General features: G+C 68.0%; 18 protein-coding genes. 4 read left to right on the top strand and 14 right to left on the bottom strand.

What is annotated here, in order from left to right; all coding sequences use genetic code 11:
• Window positions 1-5: 5 nt before the first annotated feature.
• The 6 genes from ACL58G_RS12845 to ACL58G_RS12870 all read right to left on the bottom strand — a co-directional run bounded on the left by ACL58G_RS12845 (window position 6) and on the right by ACL58G_RS12870 (window position 3,825).
• Window positions 6-320, bottom strand: coding sequence for an ArsR/SmtB family transcription factor (locus tag ACL58G_RS12845; protein ID WP_440967206.1), 315 nt, complete (start codon window positions 318-320; stop codon window positions 6-8).
• Window positions 321-378: 58 nt separating this feature from the next.
• Window positions 379-879 (bottom strand): arsinothricin resistance N-acetyltransferase ArsN1 family B, encoded by a 501-nt coding sequence (locus ACL58G_RS12850; RefSeq protein WP_440967207.1) that lies wholly within the window; start codon window positions 877-879, stop codon window positions 379-381.
• Entirely contained in the window at window positions 876-1,073 is a 198-nt protein-coding gene (locus ACL58G_RS12855) for an oxidoreductase-like domain-containing protein (RefSeq protein WP_440967208.1), read from the bottom strand. The genes ACL58G_RS12850 and ACL58G_RS12855 overlap by 4 nt, the downstream gene beginning before the upstream one ends.
• A 43-nt stretch (window positions 1,074-1,116) precedes the next feature.
• Window positions 1,117-1,566 (bottom strand): hypothetical protein, encoded by a 450-nt coding sequence (locus tag ACL58G_RS12860; protein ID WP_440967209.1) that lies wholly within the window; start codon window positions 1,564-1,566, stop codon window positions 1,117-1,119.
• Window positions 1,567-1,654: 88 nt separating this feature from the next.
• Window positions 1,655-2,332 carry a response regulator gene (locus ACL58G_RS12865; protein WP_440967211.1) on the bottom strand — a complete coding sequence of 226 codons (678 nt, stop codon included), beginning with the start codon at window positions 2,330-2,332 and terminating at the stop codon, window positions 1,655-1,657.
• Window positions 2,329-3,825, bottom strand: coding sequence for an ATP-binding protein (locus tag ACL58G_RS12870; protein ID WP_440967212.1), 1,497 nt, complete (start codon window positions 3,823-3,825; stop codon window positions 2,329-2,331). The genes ACL58G_RS12865 and ACL58G_RS12870 overlap by 4 nt, the downstream gene beginning before the upstream one ends.
• A 242-nt stretch (window positions 3,826-4,067) precedes the next feature.
• Here ACL58G_RS12870 and ACL58G_RS12875 point away from each other — a divergent pair, with 242 nt between their 5' ends.
• Together ACL58G_RS12875 and ACL58G_RS12880 are read left to right on the top strand one after the other, a co-directional pair.
• Complete coding sequence (locus ACL58G_RS12875; protein ID WP_440967214.1) at window positions 4,068-5,495, top strand: methyl-accepting chemotaxis protein; 1,428 nt, start codon at window positions 4,068-4,070, stop codon at window positions 5,493-5,495.
• Between the two features lie 234 nt (window positions 5,496-5,729).
• The gene (locus tag ACL58G_RS12880) at window positions 5,730-6,695 is read left to right on the top strand and encodes an IS110 family transposase (protein WP_413381204.1); all 966 of its coding nucleotides are present in this window, start codon (window positions 5,730-5,732) and stop codon (window positions 6,693-6,695) included.
• Between the two features lie 174 nt (window positions 6,696-6,869).
• On the opposite strand, the gene ACL58G_RS12885 is transcribed toward ACL58G_RS12880, so the two are convergent.
• The 3 genes from ACL58G_RS12885 to ACL58G_RS12895 all read right to left on the bottom strand — a co-directional run bounded on the left by ACL58G_RS12885 (window position 6,870) and on the right by ACL58G_RS12895 (window position 11,440).
• A complete protein-coding gene (locus ACL58G_RS12885) occupies window positions 6,870-8,282 on the bottom strand; it encodes an OmpP1/FadL family transporter (RefSeq protein WP_440967215.1) in 1,413 nt (470 codons plus the stop codon).
• Between the two features lie 196 nt (window positions 8,283-8,478).
• Window positions 8,479-9,723 carry a chemotaxis protein CheW gene (locus tag ACL58G_RS12890; protein WP_440967216.1) on the bottom strand — a complete coding sequence of 415 codons (1,245 nt, stop codon included), beginning with the start codon at window positions 9,721-9,723 and terminating at the stop codon, window positions 8,479-8,481.
• A 1-nt stretch (window position 9,724) separates the two neighbouring features.
• The gene (locus ACL58G_RS12895; protein ID WP_440967217.1) at window positions 9,725-11,440 is read right to left on the bottom strand and encodes a methyl-accepting chemotaxis protein; all 1,716 of its coding nucleotides are present in this window, start codon (window positions 11,438-11,440) and stop codon (window positions 9,725-9,727) included.
• A gap of 214 nt (window positions 11,441-11,654) precedes the next feature.
• On the opposite strand from ACL58G_RS12895, the gene ACL58G_RS12900 reads away from it, so the two are divergent.
• The gene (locus ACL58G_RS12900) at window positions 11,655-13,082 is read left to right on the top strand and encodes a carboxylesterase/lipase family protein (RefSeq protein WP_440967219.1); all 1,428 of its coding nucleotides are present in this window, start codon (window positions 11,655-11,657) and stop codon (window positions 13,080-13,082) included.
• A gap of 75 nt (window positions 13,083-13,157) precedes the next feature.
• On the opposite strand, the gene ACL58G_RS12905 is transcribed toward ACL58G_RS12900, so the two are convergent.
• From ACL58G_RS12905 to ACL58G_RS12925, 5 genes are read right to left on the bottom strand one after another with little or no spacing between them, the layout of a single operon-like run.
• A complete protein-coding gene (locus tag ACL58G_RS12905; RefSeq protein ID WP_440967221.1) occupies window positions 13,158-14,495 on the bottom strand; it encodes a sulfite reductase subunit alpha in 1,338 nt (445 codons plus the stop codon).
• Complete coding sequence (locus ACL58G_RS12910) at window positions 14,492-15,493, bottom strand: FAD:protein FMN transferase (RefSeq protein ID WP_440967223.1); 1,002 nt, start codon at window positions 15,491-15,493, stop codon at window positions 14,492-14,494. The genes ACL58G_RS12905 and ACL58G_RS12910 overlap by 4 nt, the downstream gene beginning before the upstream one ends.
• A 2-nt stretch (window positions 15,494-15,495) precedes the next feature.
• Window positions 15,496-16,308, bottom strand: a complete 813-nt coding sequence (locus ACL58G_RS12915) for a DUF4198 domain-containing protein (protein WP_440967224.1) — start codon at window positions 16,306-16,308, stop codon at window positions 15,496-15,498.
• 10 nt (window positions 16,309-16,318) lie between these two features.
• Window positions 16,319-16,831 (bottom strand): DUF2271 domain-containing protein, encoded by a 513-nt coding sequence (locus ACL58G_RS12920; protein WP_440967226.1) that lies wholly within the window; start codon window positions 16,829-16,831, stop codon window positions 16,319-16,321.
• Between the two features lie 20 nt (window positions 16,832-16,851).
• Window positions 16,852-17,511, bottom strand: coding sequence for a PepSY-associated TM helix domain-containing protein (locus tag ACL58G_RS12925; protein WP_440967227.1), 660 nt, complete (start codon window positions 17,509-17,511; stop codon window positions 16,852-16,854).
• 299 nt (window positions 17,512-17,810) lie between these two features.
• Here ACL58G_RS12925 and ACL58G_RS12930 point away from each other — a divergent pair, with 299 nt between their 5' ends.
• Window positions 17,811-20,666 carry a 2-oxoglutarate dehydrogenase E1 component gene (locus tag ACL58G_RS12930; protein WP_413384055.1) on the top strand — a complete coding sequence of 952 codons (2,856 nt, stop codon included), beginning with the start codon at window positions 17,811-17,813 and terminating at the stop codon, window positions 20,664-20,666.
• The last annotated feature ends 68 nt before the right edge of the window (window positions 20,667-20,734 follow it).

A 20,734-nucleotide genomic window follows, 5' to 3' on the forward strand; every position in this document is an offset into this window, starting at 1 on the left:
GGGAGTCAGCAGCGGAAGGTGTCGCGCGAGCAGGGCGTGCCGCCGCAGCAGTTTTCGGTGAGGAAACCGACGAGTGCGTTCATCGTGTCGAAGCGCGCGGCATAGATGACGAACCGGCCTTCCTGGCGCGACACGATGAGGTTCGCGTGCGTCAGTTCCTTCAGGTGGAACGACAGCGAGGAGGCGGGCAGGCCGAGCGTTTCCGCGATCCGGCTCGCCGCCAGCCCCTCGGGACCGGCCTGCACGAGCAGGCGGAACGTGGCCAGCCGCGATTCCTGGGCGAGCGCGGCGAGTGCGGCGATGGCGTTTTTGTTTTCCATATTTCCAGTATAGTCGAAATGTTGGCGGTGCGACAACTGCGGCCTTGCCGGCGGACGATCAACTGAGTTTGAGCTCCCAATAACCCACGTCGACCCAGCGGCCGAACTTCATGCCGACTTCCGAGAAGTGGGCCACCTTGCGGAAGCCCAGCGCTTCGTGCAGGCCGACGCTGCCGGCGTTCGGCTGGGCGATGCCGCCGATCACCAGGCGCAGTTCGCGCTTGCGCAACTCGTCCAGCAGCGCGCCGTAGAGAGTGCGTCCCAGGCCGCGGCCGGTACACGTCTTGTCCAGGTAAACCGTACTCTCGACGGAATATCGATAAGCCGGCCGTACGCGCCACTTCGTCGCGTACGCATACCCGGCGAGCGTGCCGTCGACCTCCAGCACGAGCCACGGCAGGCCGGCGGCGCCGACGTCGGCGATGCGCTGGGCCATCTCGGCTTCGCTCACCGCGTCTTCCTCGAAGCTGACCGTCGTCGTCGTGACATAGTGGTTGTAGATGGCGCAGATGCGGGCGGCGTCGGCGGGCGTGGCGGGGCGGATGCGGGTGGCCGTCATGCTTGCGGCTCCTGCCCGGCAAGGTCCGGATGCCGCACCTCCCACGCCGCCAGCGCTTCCTTGTAATTGGCAAGCAGCATCTGGTAGACGTCGAAGATGCAGTTCGGACAGCCGGAGCCGCAGCAATCTTCCAGCGCGGGTTCGATGGGCGGCAGCGGCCGCGGGTCGGGCAGGGGTGTGACGGGATCGGACATGCGGGGCAGCATACCGCAAACGCGCCCCGCGCGTCGAGTAGGCCTATCCGTTCAGCTCATAGCTGCGCAGCACGAACACCGTCTTGCCGTTGCGCTTCGCGCAGACGCCTTTCATCACTTCGCCCCCGCCCAGGTCCCATGTGAGGGCGCTGCCGGCCGGTTTGCCGGCGCAGGCCGCGTGCGCCTCGGCCGGGACCGGCGGCAGCTTCGGTGGCGGCGGCGGTGCGGGGACGGCCGGCACGCCGGGCACGGCCGGGATGGGCGGCAGGGCCGGCGGGACGCCGGCTTCGCCCATGTCCGGGACGGGCGGTGCGGGCGGGGCCGGCGGCGCGGGAGGCGCTGGCGGGACAGGGGGCACGGGCGGGGCCTTGCACTTGCCGGTGGCCGTCTTGCAGTGGATGCTCACGTGGACGTGCTCGTCCGTAACCTGCGCCAGCGCCAGCGCGGGCAGCATGACGGCGCCCAGCAGGATGCCGAGGATGGTGGGTTTCATGGTCTTCTCCTTGTCGTGGCCCGCACGACGCGGCGGGCCATGGCGGTATCGTGCATGCCGATTGTGGAGAAAAAATGAAGATCGCCTGTCAAAGATCGAAGCGGTAGCCGAGCCCGTAGATCGAACGGATGGCGTCCACGCCCGGCAGCGCGGCGTCGAGCTTGCGCCTGAGGTTCTTGACGTGGGTGTCGATGGCGCGGTCCGTCACGTCGAGGCTCGCGTTGCCCTCGCGCGCGAGGTCGAGCAGCTGGGCGCGCGAAAAGACCTGGCCGGGGCGGCGCGCCAGCGCGGCCAGGATGCCGTATTCGGTCGGCGTCAGGTCGAGCGGCTTGCCGTGGACCGCGATGCGGCGGGCGAGCGTGTCGACGGCGACGACCGGCGCGGGACGCCCCGCGCGGCGCAGGATCGCCTTGATGCGGGCGACGAGTTCGCGCGGGCTGAACGGCTTGCACAGGTAATCGTCGGCGCCCGCGTCGAGGCCCAGCAGGCGGTCGATTTCTTCCACGCGCGCCGTCACCATCACGACGGGCAGGTCGGCCAGCAGCGGGTTCGCGTCGGCCCGCAGCGCACGGCACAGGGACAGCCCGTCGAGCCCCGGCAGCATCAGGTCCAGCACGACCAGCGCCGGCGGATCGCGCCGCAACGCCTCCAGCGCGGCCGCGCCGTCGCCGCACACGTCGGCCGTGTAGCCGGCCGCGCGCGCATAGTCGGCCACCAGCGCGGCCAGTTCCGGCTCGTCTTCGACGATGACGATGCGCCCGCTCATGCCGGGTCTCCCGCGCGCGGCAGCGCGATCGTGGCGCGCAGGCCGCCGGACGGCGCGTGCGCGAAGGCGAGCGTGCCGCCCTGGGCTTCCACGAGGCGCCGGCACAGCGCGAGCCCGAGGCCGGCGCCGCCGTGGGCGCGGCTGCGCGACGCGTCCACCCGATAGAAACGGTCGCCGAGGTGCGCCAGCGCGTCGTCCGGGACGCCCGGCGCGCTGTCGTCCAGGTGCAGCCGGATGCCGCGGCCGTCCGCATGTGCATGCAGGTGGACGCGGCCGCCGGCCGCCGTGTAGCGCAGGCTGTTCTCGAACAGGTTGGCGAGCACCTGGCGCATGCGGTCGGGGTCCGCCATCACTTGCGCGGCGGCCGGGCCGGGGCCGAGATCGAGCGCGAGGCCGGCCTGCGCGAAGCGCTCCTCGAAGCCGCGCGCCTCGACGCACGCGAGCGTCCACAGGTCGAGTGCGACCGGCTTGCACTCGAGCGCGCCGACGTCGGCGCGCGCCAGCGCGTACAGCTCGTCGATCAGTTTATTCAGCGCGAGCACCTGGCGCAGCATCGCGTCGAGGGTGTCCGGCGTGGCGCTGCGCACGCCGTCCTGCAGCGCTTCCAGCTGGGCGCGCAGCACGGCCAGCGGCGTGCGCAGTTCGTGCGACGTGTCCGCGACCCATTGGCGGCGCGCCTGCTCCGCGCCGGCCAGCCGGGCCGCGAGGGCGTTGAAGTGGCGCGCGAGGTCGCCCAGTTCGTCGCCGCGCCGCGCGGGGAGGCGCAGGTCGAAGTGGCCCTCGGACAGTGCCCGGCTGCCCGCCGCCAGTTGCCGGATCGGGCTGCGGAAGTGGCGCGCCAGCAGCATGGCGGCGATGGCGCTGAGGGCCACCGCGAGCGCGACGATCTGCCACAGGCTGCTGGTCAGTTGCTGCAGGAAGGCATAGCCCAGCGCGTCGCCGGGACGGGCGTCGCGGACCACGGCCAGGTAGCCGACCGTGCGGCCGTTCACCTCCACCGCGCGCCGGACCGTGGCGGCGTCGGGGCCCGGACGGCGGCCGGCGAGCCACGCGCCCTGCGCATCGAGCAGCGAGACGCGGCGCGCCAGCGGCAGCGGGCCCGGGTTTGGAACCTCGGGCAGGCCGGGCACGACGGGGACGTCGTGCACGCGCGGGCCGGGCAGCGGCGGCAGCGGCGGGGCCGGCGGCGCGGGCGGCGCGGGCGGTACGGGAGCGACCGGAGCGACCGGCGCGGCGGAAGGTAATCCATCCTCGCGCAGCCGCTGCAGGCGCGCGAGCTCCTGCGCGATCCAGTCCTGGCGGTCGGTGGCGGGAATGAAACCCCAGCCGTTGCCGGCGCGGTAACGGCGCGCGAGCGTGGTCGACAGCTCTTCCAGGCGGTCCAGTTCGATGCCGGCGGCGTAGTCGCCGAAGCTGGCCACTACGTTCTGGCGCAGCAGGAATACGGCGCAGGCGGCCACGGCGAGGATCGCCAGCAGGACCGAGGCAAACAAGCGATGACCGATCGAGAATTTCAAGGCGGAATGGGAAGGAATTGGCGAAGAGGCATTTTAGGATAATTAAGTGTGGTAAATACGACGTGATAGCGCGCGTCTACCCGATTTGGCTGGACAGCATATTGATTTTTCGCGAATGATGACATGTGTCTAGAATGCAGCTATATTTTCCTCTAATAAAAAATCGGCCGGTGAACCAATAGAGCCGAGTACCCGGGAGACAAGTTATGTTGAATTGGTTGAAAACGACGCTCATACCGTCCGCGTCGGCGTTCGCGCCAACCGGACGGTCCGGCATGACGGCCCGCGTGCGCAGCCTCGTGCTGAATGCGCGCGACGGCAGCATCCGCACGGCGATCAACGCGGCGCGCCTGCGCAAGGAGGTCGACCAGTCGCTCGACAAGGCGCGCCAGCAGTACACCGCGTCGCGCGAGCTGGCGGCGTCGGCGCGCGAGGTGACGGCGCTGTCGGCCAGCGTGAAGGCCGGTACGGACGACATCGCGGGGACGGCGGGCCGTAACCTGGCCGTGGCGCGCGCGTCGATGGACGAGTTGTCGCACCTGGAAGCGCGCATGCGCGCGATCGAGGAAAAAGTGGATGGTTTCGCGCGCACCGTCGGGCAGCTGGACCACCATGCCCGCTCGATCAGCGAGTTCGGCGGCATCATCCAGCGCATCGCCAACCAGACCAACCTCCTGGCGATCAACGCCGCGATCGAAGCGGCGCGCGCGGGCGAAGCCGGCCGCGGTTTCGCCGTCGTCGCGGCCGAGGTGCGGCGCCTGTCGCAGCTGGTCAACGAAGAGACGGCCAAGATCGCGGGCGTCAACAGCGAGATGCGCACGCTCGTCGAGTCGACCACCGGCGCCACCCAGGAGATCCTGGACGGCGTGAACGTGTCGGCCCGCGAGGTCGGCCTGGCCGCCGGCCACTTCAAGACCTTCGTCGCCGATTTCGAGCGCATGACGGGCACCGTCAACGAGATGGCCGTCGCGATGCAGTCGCTGGACAGCATCAGCCAGTCGATCGGCCGCCAGGTCACGGACATGGCGACGAATGCGTCGGAGACGGGTAAATCGATGGCCGACGCGTCGCGCCGCGTCGACGAAGTGCGCGCGACGACCGAGGAAATGCAGGGCGTGCTGGCCGAGTTCCGCACGGGCGGCACGACGTTCGACGGCCTCGTGGAAGCGACGACGCAGCTGCGCGACGCCGTCGGCCGCTGCCTCGCGGGCCACCTGGCGAGCGGCGTGGACATCTTCGACCAGACCTACCGGCCGATCGAAGGTTCGGATCCGCCGCGCTTCACGACGGGCTACGACCGCGCCGTCGAGCGCGATCTGCAGGCGCTGTACGACCGCGTCCTGTCCGACCTGCCGGGGTGCACGTATGCGCTGGCGGTCGACAACAAGGGTTATGCGCCCACGCACAACGGCAAGTTCTCGCAGACCCCGACCGGCCGGCGCGACCACGATCTCGTCTACTGCCGCAATAAACGCATCTTCGACGACCCGGTGGGCGCGAAGCTGGCCGCGAACCGCAAGCCGTTCCTGTTCCAGACCTATCTGCGCGATACGGGGGAGGTGATCAACGACCTGTCCATGCCGCTCGAGATCGGCGGCCGGCATTGGGGGGCGGTGCGGGTCGGGTTCGATTCCACCAAGCTGTAACGTTCGATACGCGTGGGCTCGGGGAGCCCACCCTTGTATTATCCTTCTGAGCAATTTGCTTACCTGAGGGGCACCTCAGGTTCTGAGCAGCTGGATGCCGAGCCCACCCTTTGGCACGAGCCAGTTTCGTAGATTTCGCACCAGCTGCTCTCCCTCGTTCGAAGATCGGACAGTATCTTTGGCCCGGCTAGCCGTGAGCCCGTATTTCGCAAGGTGGATCAGAAGAGGATATCGATGCAAGAGTGGTACCTGGGAATTGACGTTGCCAAGAAAAAGCTCGACTGCGCGCTGCGCCAACCGGACGGCAAGCACAAGCATAAGGTTTTCGACAATACGCCCAACGGATTTAAAGAGTTACAACAATGGATTTGCAGCTTTGACGTGCCCCAGCTTCACGTCTGCATGGAGGCTACCGGGGTGTACTGGGAAGCCGTCGCCGAGTATCTGGCGAACCATCAGTACGTGGTCAGTATCGTCAATCCGGTGCAGATCAAAGCGTTTGGTGCGTCGCGTCTTGTCAGGACCAAGACTGACAAGGTCGACGCGAAGTTGATCGCTGATTTCTGCAAGGAGAGTCGGCCGGAACCGTGGAAGGCCCCGTCTTTGCAAGAACAAGAGTTACGGGCCATGGTGCTGCGCCTGGACGCTCTTCAGGAGATCCGGACTCAGGAAAGTAATCGTCTCGAAGTGGCGCGTGAAGCCGTCAAGGACGGCATTACATCCCATATCGTCTGGCTTGACGAGGAAATCGCGCATCTCAGCAAGAAAATTCGCGATCACATCGACAGCGATCCCGATTTGAAGGACCGGAAAGCGCTGCTGGACAGCATTCCTGGCGTCGGTGAACGTACGATCGCATTGCTGCTGGCTTTTTCGCTCGCTCCAGGCCGGTTCGCGAACGCCCGACAGGTGACTGCCTATGCCGGGCTCGATCCGCGGCATCATGAGTCAGGCAGCAGCGTTCAAGGAAAGACACGCATCTCCAGGGTCGGTCACAATCTGATCCGGAAAGGCTTGTACATGCCGGCTATGGTCACGTTGTATCGAACGAACTGGGGAAAGCGCTTCCTCGCTCGTCTGTCCAGCGCTGGAAAAAAGCCCATGGTCATTATCGTCGCCATGATGAGAAAGCTGCTTCATGTCGCCTTCGGCGTGCTGAAGTCCGGACAAAAGTTCAATCCAGACCTGCACGCCGCTTGACCGGGATAACAGTATCTACGTCCGCTGTAGGGTGGGCACCCCGTGCCCACGATCGGCATTAGCTGTAGGGTGGGCACCCCGTGCCCACGATCGGCATTAGCTGTAGGGTGTGGGCACCCCGTGCCCACGATCGGCATTAGCTGTAGGGTGGGCACCCCGTGCCCACGATCGGCATTAGAACTTGTAGTTGTACGCCAGCCCGATCAACTGCATGCGGGTCTTCCACGTGCCGCGCGTCGTCTCGCCGTTGCCGGTGCAGCCCGTCATCACCGGATTGCAGTTGTTCGTGTAGTTGCCGCTCGCGTCGTTGAAGTGCAGCCAGCTGTACGCCAGGTCCAGCGACGAGGCCGGGGTCAGCTTCCAGTTCGCGCCGAACGACAGCTGCAGGCGGTCGGCGTCCGGCAGCGCCGCGTGGCGGAGCAGGTCGCCGCGGACCGGGGCGTCGTCATGGGCGATGCCGCCGCGCAGGGTCACGGCGTCGTTCAGCGCATAGTTCGCGCCCAGCGCCACGCGCACGGTGTTCTTCCACTGCTGGCGGATCACGAGGTCGCCTTCGTTGGTGCCGACGAACTGGATGTCGATGTCCTGCATGCGCGAGTTGCGCGTCCACGTCACGTCGGCCATGCCGGCCCATTTCGCATCGAACTGGTGGAAGGCGTTCAGCGACAGCGTCTCCGGCGTGCTGACGTCCACGCGCGCCGCGGAATTCGCGTGGTGCGAGGCGCCCTGCAGCACCTTGTTGACGACGGCGTCGCCCGTCACCGTCGAGAAGTCCCACCGCGCGCCGCCTTTCAGTTCATGCTTGATCGACGAGCGGTAGGCGATGCCGAAACGGGTATCCGGCGTCGGCGCGTACAGATAGCCCACGTTGAAGCCATAGCCCCAGTCCTTGCCGTCCACGCCGGCGTGCGCGTCGCCGGCCGTCGGAAGCAGCGCCGGGTTGCCGCCCAGCGCAGCGATCTGGTGCGCCAGCGCGGCGCCGCTGCCGGCGGCCTGCGCGGCGGCGATCGAGCCCGGCACGTCCACGCCCTGGCGCAGGCTCGCCTTCATGTGTTCGATGTCGATGCCGAAGCCGAAGCTGTGCTGCTCGGAGAGCCTGAACGCCACCGACGGGTTGATGTTGATCGATTCCAGCTTGATGTTGGTGAGCGAGTAGCGGCCCGACCAGTTGTCGTCGTAATCCAGCTTGGTGCCGTACGGGACGAACACGCCGACACCGGCCGTCCACTGGTTGTCGATCTTCTGGCTGTAGTACAGCGTCGGGGCGGCCACGACGCTCGGCGCGTAGTCGTCCTGCGACTTCACGCCGCCCGTGGACGTCCTGGTGAAGCGGGTCGAGCCGGCATCCTGGAACGTCGAGTGCGGGACGACGGCGGTGATGCCGCCGACGATCTGGCGGCCTTCCAGGCGCGACAGGCCGGCCGGGTTGGCGAAGAGGGTGGATGCGTCGGCGGCTTCGGCGCCGTTGGCTTCCGCCGTGCCCTGGGCGGACACGCTCTGGGAGCCGAAGCGGTAGCCGGAAGCGGTCGCGTCGAGCGACGCGCCCAGGGCCAGGGCGACGAGCAGGGTCAGGTGTTTCTGGTTCATCGGTCTCACTCCAAGTATCGATTCTTAGCCCGCCCCCGGGCCGGAAAGGCCGGGGTCGGCGGGAGCCGAAGCATACACCATTTCGTACGATCGTTCTATTTTCGCTCGCTTCGGTCGCGTAGCGGACACAGGTCGGGACCGCAGCAGGTGCAGGTCGACGACGGCATCGAACACGCCGGCCGTGCCAATACTTGTGTCAGCAATACGTTGTCAGGTCGACGATGCGGTAGCTGGCCTGTTCGCGCCCCTCGCCCGTCGTGATGAACGCGCCGGCACCGAGACGGTACAACTGCCCGCCGCCGGCCGGGATCATCACGTGCACGCGCGCGGCCACGCACGCGACGCGGCGCTCGCCCGCGCGCACGACCAGCACCTGGCCTGCTTCCGCCGGCACCTGCTTCGGCCGGCGCAGGTCGACGACGGGAATGGCCCGGTCTCCCCAGCGCATCGTCGCGCCGGGCGTGTCGACCAGCGGCAGCACCCGCTCCAGCGCGTCGAGCGGCGTGGCGGCGAGGCCGTCCGCGTCGAACACGACGTACGCGGCGTCGTTCGGCTTGCCGGCGCTCGGCTGCGCCGGGGCCGCGGCGTGCGCGGACCGCGACAGCCCCGCCTCGGGACGGCGCGCGAACAGCGCCGCCACGTCGACCAGCCGGACCTCGGCGCCATCGTCGTCGTAGACCGTCGCGGCCGGAGCGAAATCCGCCAGGCGCAGGGTCGCGCGCACGGGTACGCCGAGGGCGAGGCCGTCGTGTTCGAGCACGGCGAGCAGGCCCGCGCCGGCGTCCTCGAGGGCGGGATCGACCGCGGCCGGCGGCACGATCGCCAGGTGCCGGCCGCGCCACGTGCACCACGCGCCGTCGCCGATCGTGGCGCGTGACGGCATCGCGATCACTTCGGCGAGCGCGCCGGCCGGCACGCCCAGGCGCAGCGTGCCCGCATCGAGCACGGCATACGTGCGCCTGTCATGCGCGGCCGGCAGCGGCGGCGCGTCCGTCATCGTTACCGCGCCGCCGCGCCACGCGCAGGCCAGCGCGGCGAGCCTGCCGACGTCCAGCACGCTGAGGACGCGTCCCGTTTCCGGCGAGCGCGCGACGCTGTGGAACACCTCGTCCGCATCGTCGTCGTGATGCAGGCGCGCGATGCCGTCCGGCGCCACGTCCACCAGGCCGCCGACGGCCGATACGCGCAGGCCCAGCATGCGGTCGCCGTCGCGCAGGACCAGGATGCGTGTGTGCGGTCCGTCCTGCCGTTCGCCGGTGCCGACCCAGCGCGCGAGGTCGACGACCGGCACCAGCACGCCGCCGTGGTCCACGACGCCGGCCAGCGCGCCGGTGCGGCGGGGCGGCGCGGCCAGCGCGTCCGGCCGCGGCAAGGCCTGCACGACGGCGCCCGCCGCGATGCCGACATCCACGGCGTCGATGCGCACTTCTGCGAGGCGCATGTCAGTGCACCGTCGCGACGCGTTCCAGCTCGGCCAGCAGCGCGGACGCGTCGCGCGTCGCGTTGGCCTGCGCGCTCGTCGAGGCATGGATGCGGGCGATCGATTCGCTCGTCGCCGCGACCGAGCGCACGATGCGGCCGAACGCGTCTTCCACGTCGCCAGCGAGGCGCGTGCCTTCGCCCACGCGGGTGGCCGTGCCGTTGATCAGCTTCGCGATCTCGCGCGCCGCCAGCGCGGATTTCTCGGCCAGCTTGCGCACCTCGTTGGCGACGACGGAAAAGCCGGTGCCGTGCTCGCCCGCGCGCGCCGCCTCGATCGCCGCGTTGAACGCGAGGAGGTGCGTCTGGCTGGCGATGTCGCTGATCGTGTCGATGATCTCGTGCACGTCGTCGGAGGATTTCTGGATCGCGAGGATCGCATCCTTCGAGCGCGCCAGCAGGGTGCTGCCTTCGGCGGCCTGGTCGCGCGTCTGCACCGCCAGGCCGGCCGACTGCCGCGAACCCTGGGCGATGGAGGCGATCGATTGCGACAGGTCGGCCAGCACGGCGGACATCGCCTTGATCTTGGCGCCGAGCTGCTCTTCGCGGTGCACCTGGTCCGTCACGTCCATCGCGAACTTGATGACTTTATAGGGCTTGCCGTCGGCGTCGAGGATCGGGTTGTACGTGGCCTGGATCCAGATGTCGGCGCCGTGCTTGCCGCGGCGGCGGAAGCGGCCTGACTGGAACTGGCCGCGCGCCAGGTCGGACCAGAAGTTGCGGTACCCGGCGCTCTGGATGAGGGCCTCGTCGCAGAACATGCTGTGATGGCGGCCGACCACTTCGTCCGCGAGATAGCCCATCGTGCGCAGGAAGTTGTCGTTCGCGGCCAGCACGTTGCCGTGCAGGTCGAACTCGATCACGGCCTGCGAGCGGCCGATGGCGTCCAGCTTGCCGCGGCTGTCGGCGGCGAGCGCCTTGCGCGCCGTGATGTCGGTGGCGAACTTGACGATCTTGACCGGCTTGCCGTCGGCGTCGAAGACCGGGTTGTACGCGGCGAGGATCCACACGGTCCGGCCGTCCTTCGTCACGCGGCGGTACTCGCCGCTGTCGGCCTGGCCGCGCCCGAGCCGTTCCCAGAACGCGAGGTACCCGGCCGAGCGCGCGTGCTCCGGCAGGCAGAACATGCGGTGGTGGCGCCCGCGCACCTCGTCGAGCGTATAACCCGTCACGGCGAGGAAGTTGTCGTTCGCGTGCAGCACATTGCCCTGCAAATCGAATTCGATGACGGCCTGGGTGCGGTCGATCGCGGCCATCTTGCCCTCGAAGTCGATGTTGCGCAGCTTGGCCGCAGTGATGTCGGTGGCGAACTTGACGACCTTCGCGGGTTTGCCGTCCGCATCGAAGATCGGGTTGTACGTGGCGTGGATCCACACGGGACTGCCGTCGCGGGCCACGCGCTTGAACTCGCCCGCGTGGTATTCGCCGGCGGCCAGGTGCTTCCAGAAGTCGCGGTAAGCCTGCGAGCGCACGTACTCCGGTGCGCAGAACATCGCATGCGGCTGCCCGACGACTTCGTGCAGCTCGTAACCGAGCGCGTCGAGGAAGTTCTGGTTGGCGTGCAGGATGCGGCCGTCGAGACCGAATTCGATCACGGCCTGGGCGCGGTCGATGGCATCCAGCGCGGCGTGGGCAAGGTCATCCCGGGAGGTGACCGGGGCAGGGGCGATCATATGCATGGCTTCTCGTGGTGGCGTCATGATGTTCATAATATTTCCGTATGGAAATCTATTCGGTGATTTAATCATTTATGACGCGAGAAAGCGAGGAAATTTTGATGAATTCGATTATTTGTTGCGCCGTACTTACGGCACAAGGCGAGGTTTCCATTGACGGGTTGCCATATGGTCATTAGCATCGGGAGGCATTCGATACCCACAACAAGGAGACACCATGCCACGCCCGACCCTGCCATCCCTGCTCGTGTTAGCGCTAACTACCATCGCCTCCGCCGTGCACGCCGCCAGCGGTCCCGTCGTGACGACGGACACCGGCAAGGTCCAGGGCGCCGTCGCCAAGGGCGTGGCCAGCTGGAAGGGCATCCCGTTTGCGGCGCCGCCGGTCGGCGAGCTGCGCTGGCGCGCGCCGCAGCCCGCGGCCGCCTGGTCCGGCGTGCGCGCGGCGACGGAATACGGCCATGACTGCATGCAGCTGCCATTCCCCAGCGACGCCGCGCCGCTCGGCACGCCGCCGGCCGAGGATTGCCTGTACGTGAACGTGTGGCGCCCCGCGAAGGCGAAAGCGTCCGCGAAGCTGCCGGTGATCGTGTGGATCTATGGCGGGGGCTTCGTCAACGGCGGGTCGTCGCCGCCGACGTATTCCGGTGCCGCGCTGGCGAAGCAGGGCGTCGTGCTGGTCAGCTTCAACTATCGCCTCGGCCGTTTCGGCTTCTTCGCCCATCCCCAGTTGACGCAGCATGCAAAGGACGAACCACTCGGGAATTACGGGTACATGGACCACCTGGCCGCGCTGCAGTGGGTCAAGCGCAACGTGGCGGCGTTCGGCGGCGATGCGTCCAACGTGACGATCATCGGCGAATCGGCCGGCGGCATGTCCGTCAACGCGTTGCTGACGTCACCGCGGACGCAGGGCCTGTTCGCGAAGGCGGTCGTGCTGTCCGGCGGCGACGGCAAGTCGGCCGATCCGGGGCTGGCTGCCGTCGAGCAGATCGGCGTGAATTTCGCGACGGCCAAGGGCATCGCGGCGGACGATCCGCAGGCGCTGGATAAACTGCGCGCGCTGCCGGCCGAGCAAATCGTCGACGGCATGAACCTGGCCAACCGCGCGCCGCAGAATCCGGCCACGTATGCGGGGCCGTTCGCGGACGGCAAGGTGGCCGTCGAGTCGGGCGCCGCGTTCGCGTCCGGCCGCTTTGCGAAAGTCCCCGTGATGATCGGCGCGACGAGTGCCGACATCGGCGGCAAGACTGGCTTCATGGTCGCGGGCGCGCGCAGCCTCGCGGGCCGCCTCGCCGCGCAGGGTGTGCCGGTGTACGCATACCGCTTCTCGTACGTGGCCGACAGCATCGGCAAGACGGGCGCGCAGCACGCGAGCGACATCCCGTATTTCTTCGACACGGTCGACGTCAAGTACGGCGACGCCGTCACGAAGAAGGACGTGGCGATGGGCCGCGCGATGAGCGCCTACCTCGTGAACTTCGCGAAGAAGGGCGACCCGAACGGCCGCAAGCTGCCCGCGTGGCCGCGCTATGCGGGCGACAAGGACGTGATCATGGATTTTGGCGCGGACGGCAAGCCGGTCGCGCTGCGCGATCCGTGGGGTTCGGAAATCGACGCCACGACCGTGGCGGCGGGTAGGTAAGGTGGGCTCCCCGAGCCCACGCGTGACGCCCGCGGTGTGTTGGCGTTACGCGTGGGCGGAGGGCCACCCACCCTACTAATACACGTCGCGGCGGTAGCGGCCTTCGTTTGTCAGCCCGTCGAGCGCTTGCGCGCCGAGGATGCCTTGCAGCGCCTCGTGCACGCCGCCGGCCATGCCTTGCAGGCTGCCGCAGACATAGATCGCGGCGCCGCGCTCGACCCACTCGCGCAGCCGGTCGGCGCGGTCGCGCAGCACGTCCTGCACGTAGCGGCGCTCGGCCTGGTCGCGCGAGAACGCGAGGTCCAGGTACGCCAGTTCGCCGTCCTCCCGCCATGCCTGCAGTTCGGCGCGCAGCAGGAAATCGTGGATCTGGTTGCGCTCGCCGAACAGCAGCCAGTTATCGGTCCGGCCCGCGGCGATGCGCGCCTTGAGCAGGCCGCGCAGGCCGGCCAGGCCGCTGCCGTTGCCGATGGCGATCAGGGGCCGTCCCATGTTCGCGCCGAGGCGGAAGCGCTCGTGCGCGCGCAGGCGCAGGCGCACAAGGTCGGCCTCGGCGGCCTGGCCGCACAGCCACCCGGACGCCGCGCCGACACGTCCATCTTCCCGCCGCTGCAGGCGCACGAGCAGTTCGAGCCGGCCCTCCATGGGCAGCGATGCGATCGAGTATTCGCGCGGGTGCCCGGGATCCGTCGGCGGGCTGACCTGGGCGAGGTCGCCCGCTTCCCACGCCGGCAGCGCGCCGCCGACGGGTTCGAGCGCGACGCGGTACAACGGTGCGCCCGCGCTGCCGGGATTTTCCAGCGTGCGCGCGACGATGCGCCAGTTGCCGTACGCGGGCGCGTCCCAGTCCGGGGCGTCGTCCGTGCCGGCCAGGCGGCCCACGTGGTGCTGCCATTCCGCCAGCGCTTTGGCATCGCCGCGGTCGACGTCGATGCGATCGAACAGGCGCGTCGCGCCCTGTTGCGCGAGCCAGGCGTCCAGCGCGCGGCCGAAGCCGCAGTAATTCGCGTAATTCCTGTCGCCCAGCGCGAGCACGGCGTAGTGCAGGTGGGACAGGTCGAGACCGGCCGCCATCAACCGGCCCGCGAACGGCGCGGCCGTGTCGGGCGCGTCGCCTTCGCCGTACGTGCTGGCGATGAACAGCACGCGCGTGGCGGAGGCGAGGCGGTCGCGGTCGAGCGCGGAGATGCAGACGGCGCGCGCGGCCAGGCCGCCCGTCGCCAGCAGTTCCGCGCTGCGTTTCGCGAGCACTTCCGCGCTGCCCGTCTGGCTGGCGTGAACGACGAGCCAGTCCGCGCCCTTGACGTCCATGGTGGTACGGTTGCGGTGGATGCGCCACATGCGGTACGACAGCCCGAGCCAGCCCAGGGACAGGGCCAGCGCGCCGGCGAGGCGCAGCGGTTCCGCCGTCATTGCAGCAGCGCCTTCCACGCCGGGGTCACGATTTCGTCCAGCGTGCCAGCGCGCCGCACGAGGACCCGAGCCGCCAGCGCGCGCGCCTCGGCGAACGCGACGCCGTCGTCCGGACCGAGTACGGCGAGGACGGTCGACAGCGCGTCGGCTTCCATGCACGTGGGCGCCAGCACGGTCACGGAAGCGACGTCGTTGGCGACGGGCCGGCCCGTGCGCGGGTCCAGCGTGTGCGACACGCGGCGCGCGCCGTGTTCGAAATACTGGCGGTAGTCGCCGGACGTCGCGATGGACAAGCCGTGCAGCGCGACGACTGCCTGCGGCGTGGCGCTATCGGGAACGCCTTCGATCTCCACCCACCACGGATGCCCGTCCGGCTTCACGCCCGCCCCGCGCAATTCGCCGCCCACCTCGACGAGGTAGTGGTGGAGCCCACGGCGCCCGAGGCATTGCGCGAGGCGGTCGACGGCGTAACCCTTCGCGATGGAGGACAGGTCGAGCCGCAGACCGCCCGGCTGCAGCAGCCGGCGCCCGTCGCGGTCGAACGACAGGCGCGCCGCGGCGCGTTGATCCAGCGTGTGCCCGATGGCGGCGTCGACCGGCGCATAGAACCCCGTGTGATCGTAGCGCCGCGCGGCGCCGAAGCCCCACAGGTCGACGAGGGCGCCCGCAGCCGGATCGTATGCGCCGCCGCTGGCCATGTGCGCCCACAGCGCGTAGTCGATCACGTCGAAGAATTGCGCGGGCAGGTCGACCCACGTGCCGGCCGGCGCGCGGTTGTAGCGCGACAGCAGCGAGTCGGGCTCCCAATGGCTCATCTGGGCGACGATCGCATCCAGTTCGGCCTGCAGCGCCGGGCGCGGATCGTCGATGCGGCCGGCGGCGACGCTGACCGTCCACGTCGTCCCCATGCTCGCGCCTTCGAACGTGTGGATCCGGCTGCCCGGCGGCGGCACGGCCGGGGCGAGGTCGAGCGGAATGAGGACGGCGCGTTCGGTCAAGGTCACTCCGGCAGGATCTCGAAGGTGGCCGAGTAGCTGTAGCGCTTCGCCGGGCCGTCCAGGCCGCGCGGCGCGTTGGCCGGATACGCGGCGCTCAGCCAGTACATGTTCGGCGCCGGCAGGGTGAAGCTGGCGTCGCCGTTCGCGTCCGTCGCCAGGCGCACTTCGTTCAGCGTGCCGCGGTATTTCACGCCGCCCGGGATCAGGCTGAACGGGAAATTCGCGAGCGGCTTGCCGTCCAGCTGGAAGCGGAACTTGGCCTTTTCGCCGGCGCGCAGTTCGGTCGGATTCGTCAGCGCGACCAGTTCCAGGCCCGAACCCGTCGGCCTCAGCGCGGCCGCCGTCGGCTTGTTCAGCGTGACGAACGTGTCCTGGCGCTGCACCATCGTCATGCTGCGCACGTCCTTGGCGCCGGCCGGGACTTCGTCCTTGACCGTCTGCCCGGTGGCGCGGAAGCGCTTCGTTTCGCCGTTCAGTGTATAGGAGCCCATCACGTTGACCGCGGCCAGGGTGACGCGGTAGGTGCCGTCCTTCGGCAACCGGATGTCGACGGTGGAGCGGTGCTTGCCGAGCGTCGCGGCCGGCGCCGGGGTCGTGTTGCCGTCCGGGTCGGTGACCGTGAGGCCGTCCAGCTTCTGCGGCATGAAGTCGTTTTCGAACAGGCCTTCCGAGATGGCGGCGTCGATGGTCGCCCACGCTTCGCCGCGGTCGGATTCGATGAGGCTCGTGTTCGGGATCATCCACGGACGGTGCGCCTGCGCGACGCAGGCGATGCCGGCCAGGGCGAGGGCGATGGCGATCTGCTTGATGTGCATGCGGGTCTCCTTACCTGATGCTGAGCGACACGGCGCCCAGTTCTTCCTTGCCGGCGAAGACGGCGGCCACGTTCGATTTCGGCTCCCAGTGGAACGGCACCCGCACGAGTTCGCGGCCGCCCGCTTCGCGCGCCGCTTCGACGACGAGCTTGTAGTCGCCGGCCGGCAGCTTGTCCAGGCCGGCGCGGGCGGCCGGGATGGTCAATGTCTGCACGCCCGCCGTGCGCGTCGCGCCGCTCACGCCGTCCATCGGCAGCGTGACGTCGCGGCCGGCCTTGCGCCACCACGTGCGCAGGTCCTTGACCCACTTGGTGCCCGCGTTGTCGCGCTTCTTGACGTCGTACAGCACCGCCAGCGTGTTGGCGACGCTCTGGTCCGCGCGCTCGATCCAGATCGCGACGTAGGGCTTGTGGTACTCCGCCACGTTCAGCTGCGGCAGTTCGAACTTGACGGTGAGGTCGGCGGCCATCGCCCAGCTCGAGGCGAGCGGCAGGGTCAGGGCGAGCGAGTGGGACAGTTTCATGTCGGCTTTCGATGGATGGATTAATGAACGAACAGCAGGGCCAGCACGATCGGCAGCACGATGCCGAGGCCGATCACGGGCCACGTCGACGGCCGGTTGGCCGCGTGGTATTTCAGGATCAGGAAACCGGTGACGCAGAACACGACGCAGGCGATGGCGAAGATGTCGATGAACCAGCCCCACACGGGACCGGCGTTGCGGCCCTTGTGCAAGTCGTTCAGCCAGGAGATCCAGCCGCGATCGGTTTTTTCGAATTCGGCATTGCCGTCCGCGCCGATGCGCAGCCAGGCGTCGCCGCCGGGGCGGGGCAGGGCGACGTAGGCGTCTTCCTCGCTCCATTCGGCGCGCACGCCGCGCACCTGCACGGGGAACGTCTGCTCGGCCCAGTCCGCCAGCGGGGCGGGCAGGGGGACGTTGGCGTCGGCATGGCCGGCGGCGAATTCCTCGACCTGGGTGCGCAGCGCCGGGGGCAGGGCGGCCTTCTGGCGCGTGACGGCCGGCTTCGCTTCGATCTGGGACGCGTGGTTCAAGGTAAAACCCGTGATGGCGAACAGCAGCATGGCCATCAGGCACAGGGCGGAACTGATCCAGTGCCATTGATGCAACTGGCGCAGGAATGTGGCACGCCGCGCGGCGGGCAGCGCGGTGGAGGTGGGGGATGTGGAGCCGGTCGGGAGCATGCGCAAATGATAACGATTATCATTTAGATGGTCAACCGCTGGTTCATGATTTAGTTGACAAGGTGAAAAAAAGTAATATCGGAATGAATAAAATGTCGTTGCAGGGTCAGCGGCGGCCGAATCCTTGCGTTACAATGTCGTGCGCCAATGGGCAGGTCGGTTGCATTGATTTGCCTTTAGAGTCCTTCCCCCACAACTTGATATGAAGTAAGTGCGATCCGCTAACCGGTCAGGCCGTGTCGCGGAAGGTTAGATTAACCCGCCCTAAAATCGCGAAACGCGAAGAAAGGTGAGCAAGAATGATGCAACAATATAACGCCAACTCGTACCTGTTCGGCGGTAATGCGCCGTACGTGGAAGAGTTGTACGAAGCGTACCTGAACAATCCGGGCTCCGTGCCGGACAACTGGCGCGCCTATTTCGACGCGATGCAGCACATGCCCGCCGTCGACGGTTCCGCCAAGCCGGACGTGGATCACTCGTCCGTGATCGCTTCGTTCGCCGAACGCGCCAAGCAGGGCCCGATCCGCACCGTGACCGCGTCGCCGGACGCCGAACTCGGCCGCAAGCGCGTCGCCGTGACCCAGTTGATCGCCGCTTACCGCTACCTCGGCTCGCGCTGGGCCAACCTGGACCCGCTGCAGCGCCAGGAACGTCCGCCGATCCCGGAACTGGATCCGGCCTTCTACGGCTTCACCGAAGCCGACCTGGACACCAAGTTCAACATCAGCAACACCTATTTCGGCCAGGAAGACGCATCGCTGCGCGACCTGCTGAACATGTTGCGCGACACCTACTGCCGTTCCATCGGCGCAGAATTCATGTACGTCAGCGATCCGACCGAGAAGCGCTGGCTGCAGGAGAAGCTCGAGTCGATCCGTTCGACCCCGACCTTCACCGCTGAAAAGAAAAAACACATCCTCGAGCGCCTGACCGCGGCCGAAGGCCTGGAGCGCTACCTCCACACCAAGTACGTCGGCGCCAAGCGCTTCTCGCTGGAAGGCGGCGAATCGTTCATCGCCTCGATGGACGAAGTGATCCGCCGCGCCGGCGAGCACGGCGTGCAGGAAATCGTCATCGGCATGGCCCACCGCGGCCGCCTGAACGTGCTGGTCAATACGCTGGGCAAGGCCCCGTCCGACCTGTTCGAGGAATTCGAAGGCAAGCACGCCGACGACCTGCCGGCCGGCGACGTCAAATACCACCAGGGCTTCTCGAGCGACATCTCGACCCCGGGCGGCCCGGTCCACCTGTCGCTGGCGTTCAACCCGTCGCACTTGGAAATCGTCAACCCGGTCGTGGAAGGTTCCGTCAAGGCACGCATGGAGCGCCGCGGCGACCGCCTCGGCAAGGAAGTCCTGCCGATCCTCGTGCACGGCGACGCCGCGTTCGCGGGCCAGGGCGTCGTGATGGAAACGCTGAACCTGGCGCAGACCCGCGGCTACGGCACGGGCGGCACGGTCCACATCGTCATCAACAACCAGATCGGCTTCACCACGTCCGACCCGCGCGACGCGCGCTCGACGCTGTACTGCACCGACGTCGTCAAGATGATCGAGGCGCCGGTGCTGCACGTGAACGCGGACGATCCGGAAGCCGTCGTGCTGGCCTCGCAGCTGGCGATGGACTACCGCACCGAGTTCCATAAAGACATCGTCGTCGACGTGATCTGCTACCGCAAGCTGGGCCACAACGAGCAGGACACGCCGGCTCTCACCCAGCCGCTGATGTACAAGAAGATCGCCAAGCACCCGGGCACCCGCAAGCTGTACGCGGACAAGCTTGCTGCGCAGGGCACCATCGCTCTAGAGGCCGGTGACCAGCTCGTGGCCGCGTACCGCGCCGCGATGGACGCCGGCAAGCACACCGTCGACCCGGTCCTGACCGACTTCAAGAACAAGTACGCCGTCGACTGGGCGCCGTTCCTGAACAAGAAGTGGACGGACGCCGCCGACACCGCCGTGCCGCTGACCGAGCTGAAACGCCTGGCCCAGCGCATCACGACCGTGCCGGAAAACTTCAAGCTGCACTCGCTCGTCGAGAAAGTGCTGGCCGACCGCGCCAAGATGGGCCAGGGCGAGCTGAACCTCGACTGGGGCATGGGCGAACACCTGGCCTACGCGTCGCTGCTGGCCTCGGGCTACGCCGTCCGCCTGTCGGGCCAGGACGCCGGCCGCGGCACGTTCGTGCACCGTCACGCCGTGCTGCACGACCAGAACCGCGAGCGCTGGGACCAGGGCATCTACCTGCCGCTGGCGAACGTGTCGGACAACCAGGCCAACTTCACCGTCATCGACTCCGTGCTGTCGGAAGAAGCGGTGCTGGGCTTCGAATACGGCTATTCGACCGCGGAGCCGAACACGCTGACGATCTGGGAAGGCCAGTTCGGCGACTTCGTGAACGGTGCGCAGGTCGTGATCGACCAGTTCATCGCGTCGGGCGAAGTCAAGTGGGGCCGCGCGTCGGGTCTCGTCATGATGCTGCCGCACGGCTACGAAGGCCAGGGTCCGGAGCACTCGTCGGCCCGTATCGAGCGCTTCTTGCAGCTGTCCGCCGACCACAACATGCAGGTCGTGCAGCCGACCACGGCCGCGCAGATCTTCCACCTGCTGCGCCGCCAGATGGTGCGCCAGTTCCGCAAGCCGCTCGTCATCTTCACGCCGAAGTCGCTGCTGCGTAACAAGGACGCCGGCTCGCCGCTGACCGACCTGGCCAAGGGCGGCTTCCAGACCGTCATCGGCGAACTGGACGACAAGATCGACGCCAACAAGGTCAAGCGCGTGATCGTCTGCTCGGGCAAGGTGTACTACGACCTGGTCAACGCACGCAAGACCCGCGGCACGACGGACACGGCCATCCTCCGCGTCGAGCAGCTGTACCCGTTCCCGCACAAGGCGTTCCAGGCCGAACTGAAGAAGTTCCCGAACGCCACCGAAGTGGTGTGGACGCAGGACGAGCCGCAGAACCAGGGCCCGTGGTTCCAGATCCAGCACAACGTGTTCGAAAGCATGGAAGCAGGCCAGCGCCTGGCATACGCCGGCCGTCCGGCTTCCGCGTCGCCGGCTGTCGGCTACACCGACAAGCACGTGGCGCAGCAGAAGGAACTGCTGGACACCGCGTTCTCGAAGTTGAAGGGGTTCGTCCTCACCAAGTGAGAACGGGGGGCGCCGCACGCTCGCGCGTGCGGCTCCTGACCAAACAAGCAGCGCACATCGACCCCGCG

Source organism: Massilia sp. GER05 (genome assembly GCF_052056005.1).
Taxonomy (GTDB): Bacteria; Pseudomonadota; Gammaproteobacteria; order Burkholderiales; family Burkholderiaceae_D; genus Telluria; species Telluria orientalis.

Coding starts and splice junctions, on each gene's coding strand:
- ACL58G_RS12905 (WP_440967221.1), bottom strand. CDS start 14,495: ATGACGGCGGAACCGCTGCGCCTCGCCGGCGCGCTGGCCCTGTCCCTG.
- ACL58G_RS12890 (WP_440967216.1), bottom strand. CDS start 9,723: ATGCGCCTCGCAGAAGTGCGCATCGACGCCGTGGATGTCGGCATCGCG.
- ACL58G_RS12925 (WP_440967227.1), bottom strand. CDS start 17,511: ATGCTCCCGACCGGCTCCACATCCCCCACCTCCACCGCGCTGCCCGCC.
- ACL58G_RS12885 (WP_440967215.1), bottom strand. CDS start 8,282: ATGAACCAGAAACACCTGACCCTGCTCGTCGCCCTGGCCCTGGGCGCG.
- ACL58G_RS12850 (WP_440967207.1), bottom strand. CDS start 879: ATGACGGCCACCCGCATCCGCCCCGCCACGCCCGCCGACGCCGCCCGC.
- ACL58G_RS12895 (WP_440967217.1), bottom strand. CDS start 11,440: ATGCATATGATCGCCCCTGCCCCGGTCACCTCCCGGGATGACCTTGCC.
- ACL58G_RS12845 (WP_440967206.1), bottom strand. CDS start 320: ATGGAAAACAAAAACGCCATCGCCGCACTCGCCGCGCTCGCCCAGGAA.
- ACL58G_RS12915 (WP_440967224.1), bottom strand. CDS start 16,308: ATGCACATCAAGCAGATCGCCATCGCCCTCGCCCTGGCCGGCATCGCC.
- ACL58G_RS12860 (WP_440967209.1), bottom strand. CDS start 1,566: ATGAAACCCACCATCCTCGGCATCCTGCTGGGCGCCGTCATGCTGCCC.
- ACL58G_RS12880 (WP_413381204.1), top strand. CDS start 5,730: ATGCAAGAGTGGTACCTGGGAATTGACGTTGCCAAGAAAAAGCTCGAC.
- ACL58G_RS12900 (WP_440967219.1), top strand. CDS start 11,655: ATGCCACGCCCGACCCTGCCATCCCTGCTCGTGTTAGCGCTAACTACC.
- ACL58G_RS12865 (WP_440967211.1), bottom strand. CDS start 2,332: ATGAGCGGGCGCATCGTCATCGTCGAAGACGAGCCGGAACTGGCCGCG.
- ACL58G_RS12855 (WP_440967208.1), bottom strand. CDS start 1,073: ATGTCCGATCCCGTCACACCCCTGCCCGACCCGCGGCCGCTGCCGCCC.
- ACL58G_RS12930 (WP_413384055.1), top strand. CDS start 17,811: ATGATGCAACAATATAACGCCAACTCGTACCTGTTCGGCGGTAATGCG.
- ACL58G_RS12920 (WP_440967226.1), bottom strand. CDS start 16,831: ATGAAACTGTCCCACTCGCTCGCCCTGACCCTGCCGCTCGCCTCGAGC.